General features: G+C 44.1%; 18 protein-coding genes. 15 read left to right on the top strand and 3 right to left on the bottom strand.

Features of this window, described 5'->3' with window-relative positions:
• Positions 1-45 precede the first annotated feature (45 nt).
• The 13 genes from CVU62_01110 to CVU62_01050 all read left to right on the top strand — a co-directional run bounded on the left by CVU62_01110 (position 46) and on the right by CVU62_01050 (position 11,957).
• Positions 46-318, top strand: coding sequence for an acyl carrier protein (locus CVU62_01110; protein ID PKN38831.1), 273 nt, complete (start codon positions 46-48; stop codon positions 316-318).
• 57 nt (positions 319-375) lie between these two features.
• The gene (locus CVU62_01105) at positions 376-1,725 is read left to right on the top strand and encodes a B12-binding domain-containing radical SAM protein (protein ID PKN38830.1); all 1,350 of its coding nucleotides are present in this window, start codon (positions 376-378) and stop codon (positions 1,723-1,725) included.
• 144 nt (positions 1,726-1,869) lie between these two features.
• A complete protein-coding gene (locus CVU62_01100) occupies positions 1,870-2,661 on the top strand; it encodes a polysaccharide deacetylase family protein (GenBank protein ID PKN38829.1) in 792 nt (263 codons plus the stop codon).
• A 108-nt stretch (positions 2,662-2,769) separates the two neighbouring features.
• A complete protein-coding gene (locus tag CVU62_01095; GenBank protein PKN38828.1) occupies positions 2,770-4,311 on the top strand; it encodes a hypothetical protein in 1,542 nt (513 codons plus the stop codon).
• A gap of 223 nt (positions 4,312-4,534) precedes the next feature.
• Positions 4,535-4,960, top strand: a complete 426-nt coding sequence (locus CVU62_01090; GenBank protein ID PKN38827.1) for a hypothetical protein — start codon at positions 4,535-4,537, stop codon at positions 4,958-4,960.
• A gap of 37 nt (positions 4,961-4,997) precedes the next feature.
• On the top strand, positions 4,998-5,270 hold the full coding sequence (locus CVU62_01085) for a phosphopantetheine-binding protein (GenBank protein PKN38826.1): 273 nt from the start codon (positions 4,998-5,000) through the stop codon (positions 5,268-5,270).
• A gap of 21 nt (positions 5,271-5,291) precedes the next feature.
• Entirely contained in the window at positions 5,292-6,371 is a 1,080-nt protein-coding gene (locus tag CVU62_01080) for a radical SAM protein (protein PKN38825.1), read from the top strand.
• 25 nt (positions 6,372-6,396) lie between these two features.
• Positions 6,397-7,395 (top strand): radical SAM protein, encoded by a 999-nt coding sequence (locus CVU62_01075; GenBank protein PKN38824.1) that lies wholly within the window; start codon positions 6,397-6,399, stop codon positions 7,393-7,395.
• 99 nt (positions 7,396-7,494) lie between these two features.
• Positions 7,495-8,745: a beta-ketoacyl-[acyl-carrier-protein] synthase family protein gene (locus CVU62_01070; protein ID PKN38823.1), complete on the top strand. Its 1,251-nt coding sequence runs from the start codon at positions 7,495-7,497 to the stop codon at positions 8,743-8,745.
• A gap of 17 nt (positions 8,746-8,762) precedes the next feature.
• Positions 8,763-10,028, top strand: a complete 1,266-nt coding sequence (locus CVU62_01065) for a beta-ketoacyl-[acyl-carrier-protein] synthase family protein (protein ID PKN38822.1) — start codon at positions 8,763-8,765, stop codon at positions 10,026-10,028.
• Between the two features lie 3 nt (positions 10,029-10,031).
• Complete coding sequence (locus CVU62_01060) at positions 10,032-10,511, top strand: acyl-CoA thioesterase (GenBank protein PKN38821.1); 480 nt, start codon at positions 10,032-10,034, stop codon at positions 10,509-10,511.
• Positions 10,490-11,353 carry a hypothetical protein gene (locus tag CVU62_01055; GenBank protein ID PKN38820.1) on the top strand — a complete coding sequence of 288 codons (864 nt, stop codon included), beginning with the start codon at positions 10,490-10,492 and terminating at the stop codon, positions 11,351-11,353. The genes CVU62_01060 and CVU62_01055 overlap by 22 nt, the downstream gene beginning before the upstream one ends.
• A 19-nt stretch (positions 11,354-11,372) precedes the next feature.
• Positions 11,373-11,957, top strand: a complete 585-nt coding sequence (locus CVU62_01050) for a hypothetical protein (GenBank protein PKN38819.1) — start codon at positions 11,373-11,375, stop codon at positions 11,955-11,957.
• Between the two features lie 67 nt (positions 11,958-12,024).
• On the opposite strand, the gene CVU62_01045 is transcribed toward CVU62_01050, so the two are convergent.
• From CVU62_01045 to CVU62_01035, 3 genes are all read right to left on the bottom strand, one after another.
• Positions 12,025-12,942, bottom strand: coding sequence for a carbohydrate kinase family protein (locus CVU62_01045; GenBank protein PKN38818.1), 918 nt, complete (start codon positions 12,940-12,942; stop codon positions 12,025-12,027).
• 112 nt (positions 12,943-13,054) lie between these two features.
• Positions 13,055-14,392, bottom strand: coding sequence for an amidohydrolase (locus tag CVU62_01040; GenBank protein PKN38817.1), 1,338 nt, complete (start codon positions 14,390-14,392; stop codon positions 13,055-13,057).
• A 13-nt stretch (positions 14,393-14,405) separates the two neighbouring features.
• Positions 14,406-14,786, bottom strand: a complete 381-nt coding sequence (locus tag CVU62_01035) for a hypothetical protein (GenBank protein PKN38816.1) — start codon at positions 14,784-14,786, stop codon at positions 14,406-14,408.
• Between the two features lie 269 nt (positions 14,787-15,055).
• Here CVU62_01035 and CVU62_01030 point away from each other — a divergent pair, with 269 nt between their 5' ends.
• Both CVU62_01030 and cydB read left to right on the top strand, forming a co-directional pair.
• Positions 15,056-16,375, top strand: a complete 1,320-nt coding sequence (locus CVU62_01030) for a cytochrome ubiquinol oxidase subunit I (GenBank protein ID PKN38815.1) — start codon at positions 15,056-15,058, stop codon at positions 16,373-16,375.
• Positions 16,376-16,415: 40 nt separating this feature from the next.
• A complete protein-coding gene (gene cydB / locus CVU62_01025) occupies positions 16,416-17,426 on the top strand; it encodes a cytochrome d ubiquinol oxidase subunit II (GenBank protein PKN38814.1) in 1,011 nt (336 codons plus the stop codon).
• Positions 17,427-17,522: the final 96 nt, after the last annotated feature.

Below are 17,522 nucleotides of genomic sequence, written 5' to 3'. Positions count from 1 at the left end.
CGGACTTGGTATGGTCGCTGGATAAAAAAACAGGAGTGTTATTAAATGAGTCAGATTGAAATAATGATAAGTGAACTTAAGGTTAAAATCATTGAGACGCTGGGGTTAATTGATGTTGGGCCTGAAGACATAAAAGACGATGAAAGGCTCGTGGGCGGCGATCTGGGGATTGATTCCATTGATGTGTTGGAACTGGTGATGATGATTGAGAAAGACTATGGCGTTAAAATAGAAAACAAAGAACTGGGCGTAAAGGTTTTCGCTTCCGTGCGCGCTCTGGCTACTCACATTTCCCAGAATCAAAAGACTAAAGGTTAGGTTTCATCTCACACGAATATATAACCCGTAAAAGTATAGCGCGTTTTTACTCTTATTATGAAAGTACTGCTAATTTCGGCAAATACTCTGAGAATTCCGTATCCGGTATATCCGCTGGGACTGGATTATGTGGCCGGTTCTCTCGATTCCCGTTACCAGACTAAAATTGTTGATTTAAATGATTTTTCCAGTCCGGAAGGTCTGGAAGCGATGATCAGAGAATTTTCGCCCGATTTTGCCGGAGTATCAATCAGAAATATTGATAATACCGATGTGCTAAACTGCCGGAGCTTTTTACCGGAATATCAGAATTTAGTGAGTCAGATAAGAACGAATTCCAAGGCAAAAATAATTCTAGGCGGCAGCGGTTTTACAATTTTCCCTGTTGAGTTCATGCAGGCGCTTGATGCCGATTATGGCATTGTCGGCGAAGGCGAAAGACTCTCGCAGCTTCTGGATGCTTTGGAGAATAAGGCGAATGTCGAAGAAATACCGGGAGTTTTGACAAAAGAAAAAACGGATATCGTTTATGAGCCATATAGCGGCACGATTAACAGACATTTCGATCCTGCCAGTCATCATACAAGTTTTTATCTTTCTTATGGTGGCATGCTTAACCTGCAAACTAAGAGAGGTTGTCCGTTTCACTGCAGTTACTGTACTTACCCTCATATCGAGGGTGGCCGGATGCGCTTTTATGAGCCGCGTGAAATAGCCCGCAATGCCCGCGAACTTCAGGATGCCGGCGCCAAATATATTTTTATAACCGATTCCGCTTTCAACGCCAGTTATGATCACAGCTCTCAGGTTGCCAAGGCTTTCATTGAAGCGGGAGTGTCCATTCCGTGGGGAGGCTTTTTTGTTCCCAACGTTCCTCCGGCTGATTATTTCAAACGCATGGCTGATGCCGGATTAACGCATGTGGAATTCGGTACGGAATCTTTATCGGATACGGTACTGGTCAATTTGCACAAACCTTTTACTTCCGGTGAAGTTTTTACTGCGCATCAGTCGGCGCTTGATGCAGGATTACACATTGCCCATTATTTTTTGCTGGGCGGTCCCGGTGAAAATAAACAGACTCTGCAAGAAACATTGACGGGAATCGATAAACTAGAAAAAGCGGTTTTTTTCTTTTTCTGTGGCGTCCGCATTTATCCGCACACCGCTTTGTATGAGGTTGCTCTGCGTGAAGAGCAGATTGCTGCTGGTACAAATATCCTGCCGCCTGTATTTTATCGCTCTTCGGGAATAACCGCCCCGGAAATTATGAAGATGGTGGAGGATAAGGCCAACGGCCGTCTGAACTGGCTTATCGGTGCAGGCGAAGCGAAAGCGACGCGCATTTTGCCGAAACTCTACAGACGAGGATTTACAGGGCCGCTGTGGGAATACCTTATCCAATAAAACAAGTCGACAATGTTATGCGTCATTGGCCCTCCCTCCCTTGAGGGGAGGGATTGAGGGAGGGTGAAAAGGGAAGGTGTTATTTAATGTCCTCCGCTGGCGGAGGTGTCCCGATTTCGTATCGGGACGGAGGTGGATGCGTAAATGAAAAAGAAGTTGTCATCCTTAAGTCCAGCCCAAATCACCGGAATAGTTTTTTTATTTGTCGCCGCGGCGGCTTTCTTTGTTGATTCACTGCTCGCCATAATAATCGCACTTTTATATATCTTGCTTTGTGTCGTCGCATCTTTTTGTTACCGGAGTAGTTTCTACCTTCCTGTAATCAGCCGCGGTAATACGGGCCAGAATCTGGTTGCTCTGACTTTTGATGATGGCCCTGCCGAACCGACAACAAAACAAATACTGGAGTTGCTTGATAAATATTCAGTTAAGGCAACTTTTTTTGTTTCCGGCGTCAATGCTCTGAAACATCCTGAACTAATTACTGAAATAATTAATCGCGGACACACTATAGGCAATCATTCTTTTCATCACAATCCTTTTTTGATGCTGGGAAGGTATAATTATCTTTATCAGGAGGTATCACGGGCGCAGGAAGTTCTTAAAGATATGGGTGTGAACGCTCCGGCCTTCCGCCCGCCGGTGGGAATAATCAGCCCCAAACTTCCTTCAGTTCTTAATAAACTGGGGATGTTTTGTGTAACTTTCAATTGCCGCGCTTACGATGCCGGTAATCGCTGCGTTAATAATCTTAGCTTGAGAATTCTTAAAAAGGTTAAGGCCGACGATATTATTTTACTGCACGATGCAAATCCGCGCGGTAAAGAAGACAGTGCTGTTCTAATTTCCGAGATTGAAAAGATATTGCGGGGTCTTATTGTTAAAGATTTAAAAGGTGTTCCTCTTTCCGCCTTAATCGGCAGAGAAATTAACTAGGAACGAAATATATATAAATTAAGTAGACATTTTTATATTACATATTTTCTGATATTATGTAGGGCGAGAGTTGTTAAAATAAAAAATGGTAGCGCCGGGCTGTTTAGTATGAAAACGAAACGTTACGGTAGCGGTGATCATTTTAAACGCATCTACCTGATTGCGCCGAAACATCCCGAAAACTTCTGGTCCATGCAAGGGACGGTCAGCATTCTGGGGGCCAAGACCCTTATGCCCAATGCGGCTTTGGCCACTCTCATGGCCCTGACCCCACCTGATGTAAACGTGGAATATATTTTATGTGATGAAAATGTTTCCAAACTGGATTGGAACATGCCGTGCGATCTGGCTGCTGTCACGGGTGCAACACTTCATTCAAAAAGGATCCACGAATTATGCTTGGGATTTCAGCAAAGGGGTGTCAAGGTTGCCTTGGGAGGCGCCTATGCCAGTATCAACCACGATCAATGCGACGATCTGTCCGACTATCTTTTTATCGGCGAGGCCGAATACACCTGGCCCGAGTTTCTTCATGAATGGATAAGAGGAAAGGCAAAACCCGTCTATCACCAGCAGACCTATATTGATTTGAAGGATAGCCCGGCGCCAGACTGGTCCCTCATCGACGCCGATGATTACATCAACATCAACGTCCAGACCTGCCGGGGCTGCCCCCACAACTGCGAGTTCTGCGACGTAATCCAGTATGTGGGCAGAGAACCGCGGACCAAATCAGTTGAGCAAGTGATGGCGGAAATCCAGAAAGCCCATGAAATCGGCGCCCGCACCGTTTTTTTCTCCGACGACAATTTCCTGGCGGATAAGGTTTTCATGGAAAAACTTCTGAAAAGCATCATCGCCTGGAATATCACACAGTCGCGCCCCCTTTCGTTTTCTACCCAGATTACAGTGGAGATCGCCGATGATGAAAAACTGCTTCGGATGTGCGCCGATGCGCGCTTCTCCGTACTGTTTCTCGGCGTCGAAACTATCCGGAGGGAGAGCCTGGAAGAAGTGAAGAAAGTCCATAATCTCAAACATGACATTTTCGAGCGCATCAACCACATTTCTCGTTTCGGCATCATGCCCTTTCTTGGCATGATAGTCGGCTTCGATCACGACGATGAAGGTGTCTTTGACGAACTTTATGCATTTTTCACCAACACCAACAGCCCGATCGTCGGTATCAGCCTTCTGAACGCACCAAGGCACACGCCGCTCTATAATCGCATGGAGAAGGAAGATCGTCTCTTGGGCGACGATTTTTCCGGGGAATGGCAACTCTATACAAACATTATTCCAAAACAGATGAGCCGCGAAGAGCTTCTGCGAAGATATTGCAAACTATTCAAAAAAATATACGAGCCGGAGCTATTCCGCGAAAGACTCCTGAGCTGGTTGCAGCATGTTGATTATTGCAGTTCTTTGTATATGAATAAGAAATTTGATCCCAAACAATTTTACCATGGCGTCAGAATGTTTTTTTTCTTCATGTTTCTGGTAACACCGGCGGAACGAAACTTGTTCGTCAAAAGCTTGATCGAAACATGGAAGATAAACCCGAAGCTCATTAGACGGGCATTCACGTTTCTTGCCCAGTATCATCATTTCTATGACTTTGTGAAAAGAAAATTACCTGACCAAATTTAAATATTGGTATCTTTTTGCATGAACTGAATTTTGCAATGCGGTCATTACAAAACGATAAATTCACGTTATTTCCCCAAAATCGAGGGGATAATTCGACCAACAGACTTCAGCGCGCCTATAGTGACCTTTAGGTTATTCGCTTCTGAAGTCTGGGTCTCATTAAATTTATTTATTGACGTTATAAAAATATTTTGATTGAAAAAACAATCAATGATATAAATTTATACTTTTTGGCGCGCATTTAATTAAGAAAGTAGCCAATGAGGCATATATATTGGAAAATCAGTGGAGTTTATTAAAAGAGGTAAAAGCAACTACTAATAATAATATTGAAGCTTTAGCAGATGTGCCAGCTGATTCTCCCTGGTTTTCGGGTCACTTTCCGGGCGAGCCGATTCTTCCGGGAATAGCTTTAGTTTATATAGTTAAACAGGCAATTATTGAAGAAGCGCTAAAGAAAGGAACACAGCTGCAATTACGTTTGCTCAGAAGGATCAGGTTCACACAGCCGGTAAGGCCGGGAGATACATTGTCGATAAGTATAAATTATGAAGACACGGGTGAAAATATTTTATTTTCTTTCAAAGTGATAAATAAAGAAAATGTTGTTAGCAGCGGCCAGATTGCCGCTAAAAAAATAAATGGATAGAAAATAAATATAAATAATTATTGTAAGGAGGATTGTGATGCCTGTAAGTCACGATATCAAAGGCATTATACGGCACGTGGCCGAAATCATTATTGATGAGCTTAAACTGGAAGATGTTACCGCGGATACATTTAATCCGGATATGGATCTGGTGGATGAACTGGGCATTGACAGCATGGATCTGGCAACTATCGCTTTGGTCTTGCAGGATGAGTACAGGATTACAATAGACGAAGATGATTATCCCAAATTAAAAACCATCCGCCTGATTTCCGAATATATTGAAGAAAAACTTGCCACAAAAAATTAGTTGATGGAAGCTGAAAGATCTATGCAGGTCAATCGTGAAGTAAATCTGGAATCAACCAAACCGAAATTTTCCGAGCTTTTAGCCGAGCGCGAAGTTAAAGAGCGCTGGGAAAAGGTGCGGAAGTATTTTTTTCTACGGGAATCAACTTACGATATGTCCAATCGTTGCAATATCCGTTGCGACGGCTGTTATTATTATGAAGGCGAAAAACAATTTGCCAAAGAAATTGGCGATGTGGAAGCATGGCGTGAACTGATGCGGGCAGAGAAGGCGCGCGGCATTACTTACGTTGTTTTGGCAGGAGCGGAGCCTTCCCTGGTGCCGGAATTGCTGGATGTTTGCTACCAGGAGATGCCGCTGGGCAGTATTGCCACCAATGGTTTAAAAAAAATACCGGAATCGGTTGGCTATAAACTGCATATTTCCGTCTGGGGCAATGATGAAACCAGCCTGAGAATCAGAAAAGCTAAAAATCTCTTGAAAAAACAGATTGAGAATTATGAAAACGATCCGCGTGCTGTTTTTGTTTATACCTTTACGCGGGAAAACATAGATGAGGTGAAGGAAGTCGCTGCTGAACTTATCGCCCACAATTGCAAATTGACCTTTAATGTTTTTTCCGCACCGGTCGGTTACACGGGAAATCTGCGGCATGATGATGAATCCCTTGAGCGGACAAAGCAGATAATGATAGAACTTTTGAAAAAATATCCGCGCAACGTTCTTTTTTCCGTTTATAACGCTGTGGCGCATACACATAAAAAAGGTTTGCACGATCTTTACGGTTGTTCATATCCCCGTCAGAATCCTTCACAGGATATCGGATTGGGAAGGTCTTTCCGGCAATACAGGACAGACCTTAACTGGGACAGGTCTGTTGCGTGCTGTGTGCCGGATACGGATTGCGCAGATTGCCGTCATTACGCCGCCGGCTCCGCGGTGGTCACAGCGCGCCTTTACCGTCATGTGAACAGTGTGGATATTTTTAAATCATGGCTGGATTATGTGGATACTTATCTGTCCGTTTGGGTAATGGGTTACGAGAAGGGTGAAAATCTTTGCGCTAAAATTTTAGAACCGCCACACGCGGCGACAAATTAGAAAATAGATAGTTTGGATAATATTAATGAACACAGTCAGTTCCTTGCTAAATAAAGAATGGCACGAAAGATACAGGAAAATCTCCAGTCTTAATATCCGCAGTTCCATATATGATGTAACCAATCGCTGCAATTTGCGCTGCAAGGGGTGTTTTTTCTTTTCTTCGGGAGAGCATCAGGCTGCAACCGAAGAAATGGATATCAAAAAGTGGGAAGATTTTATTGACCGCGAAAAAGAGCGCGGAGTAAATCTGGCAATTCTGATCGGTGGCGAGCCGACTTTGTGCATGGATCGTGTCGAAGCTTTCTACAAGCGCCTGCCCACGTATTGCGCCACCAATGGTCTGATTAAGATTCCCCGCGATAAATTCCCCGATATGATGGTTGGAATTTCCCTTTGGGGTAACGGCGAAGACGAGAAGGTTCTCCGCGGGCGTGATACCTTTACTGTCTCCAGCAAGAATTACGAGGGTGACGCCTACACCTATTATCTTTATACGATAACGCCGCGTCAGTTGGGTAAGATTGAACCGGTGATTAAAAGAATAGCCGATGTCGGATTAAAAGTGCATCTTCAGCTTTTATCCAACGATGAAGGCGTGGACGGATTTTCATGGCGCGAAGGCGAGCTCAAAGATTTGCGCTTTGAGATGGACGAGATGCTCGATCATTATCCGCGTACGGTAATTTCCTGCAAATACTATCATGAAATAATTACCACGGGAAAAATGATGGGACGGAGCTTTGGCTGGAATGAATGCCCTTCTGTTACTGAATCGCTGGACAACAGAAAAAACCGTCCCCGTCGTTTAATACATTTTTCCCGCTGGGCCTCCGATTTAAAAACTGTTCATCGTTGCTGCACTTCGGCGACGCGCGATTGTTCCACCTGCAAGGACGGCGCAGCGCATATGAGCTGGATCATGGTCAATAAACGTGAACATTTGAAATCCACCAAAGATTTGCAAAATTGGATTGAAGTTTATGAAATGTTTGCCAAACTGTATCACTTTATTCCTTGGTAATCCCCGATAATTTTTGATATAGAAAACTTTGATTATCAACATCTCCGGTTAGTCCTTTTCCGAGGGAGATGATTTTTTATACCTTTTAGGTACGCAATTATGGCTTCCAAGAAAACATTAATACTTGGTTATGATGCCGTTTCTTCACTGGGGACGGATTTGGATAATCAATGGCAGCGGGCTCTGGCCGGAGACTGTGGCATAGGTGCATTGACCAGATTTCCTCTTAGCGAAAATTTTCCGGTACGCGTAGCCGGTGAAGTTGCGGAAATTGATTCTCGTCCATATCCTTTTTTACAGCCACGGGAAATGGCGCACTGGACTTCACCGATTTTTAAATATGCCCTTCTGGTAGTGCATCGGGCTCTGGAAAAAAGTGGGATCGCAATCACGAAAGAAATTGGGCCACGTGTGGCGATTACTTTTAGCACAGCGGTTGGTGGTTTAGATGCAGTTTTACAGGCTGATCGTCTGATGATTAAAGAAGCGAAAATGCCTCACCCTTTTACCAATCCCAATTCCTGCATAAATATGGTCGGCGGCAAGGTTTCCATTCTTACTGGAGCGACGGGGCCGATTTGCTCAACGATTACGGCTTGCGCTACCGGAATTACTTCGCTTATAATCGGTGAGATGCTGCTGCAGCGGAATATGGCGGATATAGTTATCGGCGGTGCGGTAGATTTCCCTCTGGTTGAGCCCATAGTTGCGGGATTTGCCACGATGAACGGTGCGTATCGTCCGAAAGAAGGACAGCCGGAAGAGCTGCCGGAGAAAACCAGCCGGCCTTTTTCAGTCAACCGGCGCGGGTTTGTAGTTTCAGAAGGAGCGGGTTGTATCATTCTGGCAACCGATGAATTCGCGAAAGCTCATGGGCTTAAATCAAAAATAGAAATGGCCGGATGGTCAATGACATCTGATGCCAGTCATTTTGTTTCGCCCAATTTGACAACGGTACAAAGATGCATCGAGGAAACTATAAGCAATACCGGCTTGCGGGCGAAAGACATTGACGCAGTCAATGCGCATGCAACATCCACAAAAGTAGGGGATAAAGTAGAGGCTGATGCCCTGCACAATATTTTCGGCAAAAATATTCCACCTGTATCGGCGAACAAATCTCAACTTGGTCACGCGATGGGCGCCTCCAGCGCCATTGAAGCTATATTGGCCATGGAAGGAATGATTAAAGAGACTTTACTGCCTACAATAAATTATATTCCCGATAAGGAAATTGATATTGATTGTGTTGCTGAAGGTGCGAGAAAATTAAAACAGGAATTTGTGCTGAAAAACGCGTTTGGTTTTGGTGGGTGTAATTCCTGCCTGATTTTTCGTAGAATTGACTAGAGGATAATTATCATATTATGAAAGCCCCGAAGAACAGAAAAGTCTTTGTTGTTGGTTACGGCGCGGCCACTCCGCTGGGAAGCACGTTTGAAAAAACGTGGAAAAGGGCAATCAAAGGTGAGGCAGGTTTTCGCAAAGTAACCCGCTGTAAAGTCGAATCAGCTTGCGACATAGTCGGAGAAATACCGGACTGGTATCCTTTGGATCTTGATTTTACCGACGCGAAGGAAGTTTATAACTGGAACGCTGCTTTTGTGATTTTAACAATGGCGGTTTGCAAGGAGGCTTTGCAAAATTCCGGAATTGAGGTTGATGCTCAGATTGCTCCAAGAATGGCCTGTCTTATCGGCTCGGCTATAAACGGTTCAGATGCTTTTCGCATTGCTATTCATGATCTGGAACATCGCGGGTCGCTTCGGGTCAGTCCCTATCTTTTGCCTAATTTGTGCGCAAATCTTCCTTCGGGCAAAGCGGGGATGCTGCTAAAATTTACCGGACCCATTTTTTCGCCGCAGGGAGCCTGCGCTTCAGGCAACCATGCGATCGGCATCGGTTCAAGAATGATCAGGGATGGCGATTGTGATTTTGTTCTGGCTGGCGGCGCCGATACTCCCATTCTACCCGAGATTATTCACGGCTTTGCCAACATGAACGCCACGATCAAAGTTACTCCCAAAGATCGCGCTTATGATAATCCGGCATTGGCGTCGCGGCCTTTCAGTATGGACCGCAAAGGCTTTGTTCTTTCAGAAGGCGCTGGCGTTGTTGTTCTGGCAGCGGATGAAGTAATTAAAGCATATAGTCTTAAACCCAAAGCCGAGGTTCTGGGTATCGGATGGACATCAGACGCCCATCATTACACCAGTCCTAATGCCACGACAATTATACGAGCGCTAAAGGAAACAATTGAAGACGCTGATTTAAAGCCGGAAGATATCCAATATATCAACGCACATGGCACTTCCACACCCAAAGGGGACAGTACGGAAGTAAAATGTCTGCGGGAAGTATTCGGTAAAAAAATAGAAAAGATTCCCGTGTCCTCGAATAAATCGCAGTTGGGACACACGCTGGGCGCAACCGCCGCCATTGAAGCGGCTCTGACGATCGAAGGAATGAAAAGAGGCGTTATTCTGCCTACAATCAACCACGTGCCTGATCCTGATTTTGCCGATATTGATGTCGTGCCTAATGAAGCGCGCAGACAGAAATACGAAATTGCTCTTTCCAACGCCTTTGGTTTCGGCGGAACAAATTGCTGTGTTATTTTCAGAGGAGTATGAGAAATGAAGCCCAAACCTTTTAAACCGGAAATATACAATAATGACGAGCGTTACGTGCGCGATCTTACCACAGGTCTTGTCTGGCATCGTTCGATGTACAGAGTTTTGTATATTGATACGGATCGCTCGCAGGTGGTTTATCATTCCAATTATCTGCGTTATTTTGAATTCGGCCGGACATCGCTGATGCGCGATATTGCTTATCCCTACAAGGAGATCGAGGAAAGCGGCTATGTTTATCCGATATTCGATTTGGGCGTCAGTTTTTATCAGCCCCTGTATTACGATGATGTGATGCATATCTATACGCGGCCGGTAAATCTGGAGCGTGTGCGTCTGCAGTTTGATTACCTGATAACGCATGCGGAAAAAGGACACATAATCTGCAGCGGCTTTACAAAGCATTGCGCCTTGAATCTGTCGGGCACTCCCGTGGCCGTGGATCCGAAAACGGTTCAATTATGGAAATCGTTTCCCGTTTAAATCAGCGCCAGCGGTATCAATGTGATGTTGAGATCCATCCCTATCTGCGGGATCACCATTTAGAGGGTAAAGTAATCCTGCCGGCGGTTGAATCCCTTATTGTTTTAACTCGAGCGATAGAAACCAATTATCCGCAAGCAGAAATAAGCTGTCTGCAGAATGCAGTCTTTTCACGCTTTCTGACAATTACACCGGATATTGAGCACCAGCCGGTTATTATCGATATGAAAAATTACGGGAATGGAATTATTGCAGCTTCACTTTTAACTTCCATGAAATCAAAAACAGGAACAATCAGTCGCGAAGTTGAACACATGCGGGTGGAGTTTTGTGTGATCGGCCCAAAAGAGTTTTATCCGCCTCCTTTTCGTGTAGTAAATAAACTGAAAGGCGACTGCATCAGCGTGCCATCAGCAACTATTTACCGTGAACTGGTTACCTTTGGAGCGGCTTACCAAAATATCATGGGTGATTTATCGGTTTCATCCGAGGGTGCGCTCGCTTATATTTCGGGCGGAGACTGTGAAGCCGATGAAGATCTTCTGGGCTCTCCATTTCCTCTGGATGCAATAATGCATGCCGCTTGTGTTTGGGGCCAGCGCTTTGCCAATATTGTTTCCTTTCCTGTAGGATTTGGAAAAAGAATAATTTATCAAAAAGCGAAAAAGAGAGAAGGATATCTCGGACGCGTTGTGCCGGTGAGTATTACCAAGGAATCGTTGCTGTTTGACGCGTGGATTTATAAGGATAACGTAATGTGTGAATATATCAAAGGCGTCAAGATGAAGGATGTGACGAAAGGGCGTATGAGTCCGCCAGATTGGATAAAGGAAAAGGGCTAAGGGGCAAGGGTAAAGGGAAATGGGGAAAACATTTTTAATTTATCTTTTTGCTTACCTTGCCGGGTCTGTAAATTTCGCCATTATTTTTTTTAAATTGACCGGTAAGGGAGACCCCCGCTTGAGTTTTAGCGGCAACGCCGGAACAACAAATGTATACCGCCAGGCGGGAATAGTATGGGCGACAGTTGTTTTTTTGCTGGATATCGGCAGGGCAATAATAATTGCGTTTTTAGCGATTTGTTTTTTAGAAGAGCCTTTGTTTCCCTGGGCGGGTTTTTTTCTTATTTTGGGAAACAGTTTCCCTTGCTTTCACGGTTTCCACGGTGGGAAAGGCGTGGCCAACTATTTAGGATTTACGATTCTTGTCGCGCCATGGGCGGCAATAATATCGGCGGGAATATGGCTCGTCGTTTATGGGATTATCCGAATTACTTTTATTGCATCATTTTTTATGGTTTTTACTCTGGCTTGCGGACAGGCTTCAAACCTTAACTGGCAATTCAGCGCGGTATTGGGTGCGTTGGCAACTTTTCTGCTTATCTTATTTAATCACAGGAAAAATATTACAAACTATAGGGACGCGATGGGGAAAAGTTCCGAATGATATATATCTAATATTCTATTATCTTGCAAAGATTTCAAATAGGGAAAACTACTTGTAATAATTTCTGTCAGCCATTAAGTCTCTCGTTGAATTCTTCGAGAGTAAAGCTATATTCCTGAGTGCCGTAATTCTCTACGGCAAAAGAAGCGCAAACGCTGCCCATCAGCGCGCTTTGTTCAATATCTTTGCCATGAGCCAGCCCGCTGATGAGACCGCCGCGGTAAGAATCTCCGGCGCCTGTCGGGTCTACCACCTTCTTTGCCTTAAAGGCGGGAATAGCGATTTCACTATATTGCGTGGAAACCTGTGAACCGAGTTCTCCCAGAGTGGTGATAATTGTTCCTGCCATTTTCAATAAGGCTTCCTTCTTCAATCCGGTCTTATTAATGATCAGACTCAGTTCGTAATCGTTAACTATTAATAGTCGGCATCCTTCTATGACCTTAATCAAATCATTTGAGTCCCACATAGGCAAAGATTGCCCGGGATCAAAAATATAATCGATTCCTCTGGCTTTGCAGTCGCGCGGATAATTAACCATGTCATCGAAATTGCCGGGAGAAACGATAACAATTGTTTCCTGAGGATGAAATTTGTCGAAGTCTAATGTAGATTGATATTTCATCGCGCCGGGATTGAATCCTGTTATTTGGTTATCAGCGCGGTCGGTGGTAATATAAGCGCCGGCTGTAAATTCATCAGCGATGATTTTGATGCCTTCCGTGGATATGCCGTTTTTCGTGAGCCATTTAAAATATTTGTGATAGTCATGGCCGATGGTTGCGCAGATAAGAGGATTCTCGCCCATCAGCTTGAGCGCGTAAGCAATATTTCCCGCCGTGCCTCCAAACTTTTCTTTCAGGCCATTTACCTGAAAACATACGTTGATCATGTGAATTTTGTCAGGCAGAATGTGATCGGAGAAGTGTCCGGGGAAATCCATAATTCTGTCATAAGCCAGTGATCCGGAAACAATAATATTCATATTATTAGCCTTTAAACTTAGTCTTTATACATTATTTATTATCTTGAAAATATAGGTAATATTGTATTTTATGTCAATTGTATTTTATACCTGATGTCGCTTCATTGAAATATTAATGCAACTTCTGATTAATTATTTCTGCGGCAATATTGCGTACATTTTTCATGGCAGTTTGCATGTCAATTGTACGCAGCTGTCGATCTTTCATGACAATTTTGCCGTTGATGATGCTGGTTTTTACATCCGCGCCACGTGCGGCATAAACGAGCTGAGAATAACAATTATAAAGTGGCGTGAGGTGAGTTTGATTCATATCCACCAGAATAATATCAGCTTTTTTACCTTTTTCTATGGAACCGGTCAGTTTATCCAATCCCAGCGATTTGGCTCCACCTATTGTTGCCATTTTGCAAACCGTTTCCGCGTTCATGACCGTGGGGTTTAGGGAATTGACCTTATGAATCAATGCCGCAGTGTTCATCTCCCGAAACATGTCCATATCGTTGTTGCTGGCACAGCCATCCGTTCCGATTCCAACAACAATTCCTTTTTTCAGCATTTCAGGGACAGGGGCGACACCTGATGCCAGCTTCATGGAACTCTCCGGGTTATGAGAAACCTTCACGCCCAGATCGGCAAAGATAGCCATATCTTCTTTGGTAAGCCAGTTGCAGTGAACTGCGATAGTTTGTTCATCCAGAACGCCCAGATCGAAAAGGAGCTGTACAGGTTTTTTGCCGTAAAGATTCAGGATAGTGTCTGTCTCGTCTTTATTTTCGAGTAGATGCATCAAGTATAAAATACCATCTTCACGGGCGGCATCCTTTACCCGGACAAGTGTATCAGGAGAACAAGTGTACGGAGAGTGACAGAAATATGCCGGTGTAATCATTGGCGCCTGGGGTTGCCAGCGTTTAACGAAACGTTTGGCTGCCGCCATCATCTTGTCGGCCTTGGTTTTATCCGACATGAATACATCAGCAAAACCCTGCGACACAACAGCGCGCATTCCAACAGTGCGTACTGCTTCTGTAATGGTATCTTCAAAAAAGTAACCGTCGCAAAAAGTTGTCGTTCCGGAAAGAATCATTTCGGCCATGGCCAGCATGGCGCCGTCGTAAACCATTTCTTTATTGACGAAATTCATTTCCGCCGGCCAAATATACTTACTCAGCCACTCCATTAGCGGCAGATCGTCGGCCATGCCCCGGAAGCAAACCATCGGTATATGCGTATGCGTATTGACTAAGCCGGGCATAACGATGCAGCCGGATGCATCGATCGTTTCTTTTGTCTTGAGGATGGCGCATCCGCTATCCGTATTTTTGCCTGCCGCTACAATTATACCGTCTTTAATACCGATAAGGGAATCTTCAATTATTTCCATTCTGGCGGACATCGTCATCAGCGTTCCGCCGGTGATCACTATATCCCAGTTATTTTCTTGCATTGGTTATTTGATTTTATTTATTAGCCCCGGATACTGTAATGGTAGCAGTTTTGCTGCCGAAAAAATTGCAGGTAGCGGTAACTTCCAGCTTATCTCCCGCGATGGCAGGTACTTTGTAATTATAAGTAAAAGTTCCAGCGGGTTGGGAATCATATTTTTCAGTGCTCAATACAACCGAGTTTTTCTTAGTTTCAATATTTTTTATATAGTGAAAACCAGATGATGAGGAGTTATGAGTGATAGTGACGGCTAAATTTTGAGTCGATGCGTTATATTCCAGTTTTACATCCTGCGGTGCGTTGGCATAAGAAATTTGCGGATAAAGACAGAAAACCATCAAAACAAATAACAACACGCTAAAAATACTTGTCGACATCACGGATAATCTTTTCATGATAAACCTCCTTGTTAAATTAAAAAATGGTTTGTCTTAATGTTAAATTTGTTTATTCACTTTGCAATATTATACATTGAAACATTAAATAACAACTAAAATTAATTTGTTGAAAAGTAATATTCAATTAGCTATTATTTTATACCATTTTGATTTCAAAGGATAACGAGGCGGCAAGGAGGAGGCTCCGCAGGCGTATTACTAATACGTTGAGGAAGCCGACGACACAGCCAACAAAGTTAGCCGAAGAAAGCGAATTGGTATAACAGATGGAGGTGTATATGACTGCATTACTCCTTGCCCGCATCCAATTCGCTTTTACGGTAGGCTTCCATTTTCTCTTTCCCGCTATGACTTTGGGCACGGCCCTGATCATTCTTATATCTGAAACTCTATATCTAGCCAAAAAAGACGCAACCTATAAAAAGATAACTGATTTTCTGGTTAAACTCCTTGGCTTGATTTTTGTGATCGGCGCGGCAACCGGCATTGTTATGGAATTTTCCTTCGGCACGAACTGGTCCGGCTATTCGAGGGCGGTTGGAGATATTTTTGGACCGATACTGGCTGCTGAAGGAGTGATAGCTTTTTTTCTGGAGTCGGTCTTTCTGGGAGTGCTTCTTTTTGGACGCAATAGAGTGTCCCCAAAATTATACTGGCTTTCCGCTTTTTTGGTTTTTATTGGTGGTCATATTTCCGCCTTCTGGATAGTCGTCGCCAATTCCTGGATGCAGACACCGGCCGGTTACACGATTAATGAAGCGGGGAAAATTGTTCTGGGAAATTTTAGCGATGCCGTTTTTAATCCTTCAACAATCGTCAGGTATGTGCACACGATATTGGCATCCTGGGTGACGAGCGCAGTCATGCTAGCGGGCATCGCCGGATATTACGTAAGAAAAGGACTGCATGGCGAAACTGCCAGAACAATGCTCAAAATCGGTATAATTCTTTTTGTGCTCACACCGCTTCTGCAACTCGGCTCGGGTCATGCTCACGCCATAAAAGTCATCGATATGCAGCCGGAAAAGGCGGCGGCTATAGAAGGCCATTTTAATACGACCAAGGGAGCTCCCATCTATGCTTTAGGGTATGTTGATGAACAAAACCAGAAAACCTATGGAATTTATATCCCAAAGGGCTTGAGTTTCTTGTACAACTTTGACTGGAACTCCGAGATAAAAGGATTGAATGATTTTCCCAAAGAAAACTGGCCGCCGGTTAATTTTGTGTTTCAGGTTTATCACATCATGGTAGGCGCCGGAATGATCATGATTGCTCTTGGTTGGCTGGGAGCTTATCTGCTCTGGAGAGGCAAACTTTATGAGAACAAGCCGTACCTTTTCATTTTGCCTTTTTTGATACCGCTGCCGCATATCGCTCATGAAACAGGTTGGATAGCGGCGGAAGTGGGCCGCCAGCCGTGGATTATCTATAAGCTGATGAAGACCGCCGAGGCAGCTTCAGTGGTAGTCTCGGCAGGACAAATAACATTCAGCCTGATTATGTTTTGCTTGATTTATCTGCTTCTGGCAGCATTGTTTATTAAAATATTTCTAAAGATTGTTCAGAAAGGACCTTTGACATAATTAATCTGTCTGCATAGAGTTTATTTTGGAGGCAAAGTAAATGGAAAATATACAGAACTTTCAAAATCTATGGTTTTTTCTTATTTTGATATTGTTTGTCGGCTATTCGCTTCTGGATGGATTTGATCTGGGCATCGGAGCGCTCCTTCCATTTCTCGGAAAAACAAAAGAGGAGAAGGACATATTAATAAACTCTATAGGTCCGGTTTGGGACGGCAATGAGGTCTGGTTGATTACCGGCGGCGGTGCATTATTTGCGGCTTTCCCTCACGCCTACGCGACAGCTTTTTCCGGCTTTTATCTGGCAATGATGCTGGTTTTGTTCGCTTTAATATTTCGAGCTGTTTCTATGGAGTTTCGTGCTCATGATGAGGCGCGGGCATTAATCTGGGAAAAGGCTTTCTTCGCGGGCAGCGCTCTGGCGGCGTTGTTGTTTGGCGTGGCACTGGGTAATGTTGTTTATGGAGTGCCGCTGGATGATAAGATGGAATTTACCGGTAACTTTTTCACACTGCTTCGTCCGGTGCCGCTGTTGTTCGGCATTACCGGTTTTGCCGCTATACTTTTACAGGGCGCAACCTATGCCGTAATGAAAACTGAAGGTGAGTTGCGGGAGAGGGCTTTTTACGCTGTCAGGATTCTTACATTGGTCAACTTTATAACTGCGATAGGATACTTTATTACAGTTGCTTTTACATTTCAGGATATCCTGTTTCATTGGTTATTCTATGTGGCGATTTTATGCACATTGTTGTGGCTTACGGAAATTTTATTTTCTATTAAAAAGAAACATGACTCTGCGCCGTTCTGGGAATCTTCATTTGCTTTCATGGGACTATGGCTTGTCATTGTCGCGGTTCATTTTCCCAATTTGATCAAGGCGAGCAATGATCAAATTTTGAATATAACGATTTATAACAGCTCCACCGGATTGCAGACGCTGAAGTTGATGAGCATTATCGCTCTAATTGGAATGCCGATAGTAGTGGCTTACACAATTTTTGTTTACCATATTTTTAGGGGGAAAACTAAGTTATCCGATCACTATTGACGCTATACCACTCCGCTTCCTTTGGTTAACTTCGTTGACTGCGTCGTCGGCTTCCTCAACGTATTTTTATATACGCCTGCGGAGCCGCCTCATTGT

Source organism: Deltaproteobacteria bacterium HGW-Deltaproteobacteria-2, assembly GCA_002840505.1.
Taxonomy (GTDB): Bacteria; Desulfobacterota; Syntrophia; order Syntrophales; family Smithellaceae; genus Smithella.
Note: the sequence above shows the minus strand (reverse complement) of the source record. Positions and strands in the feature narration are given on the sequence as shown.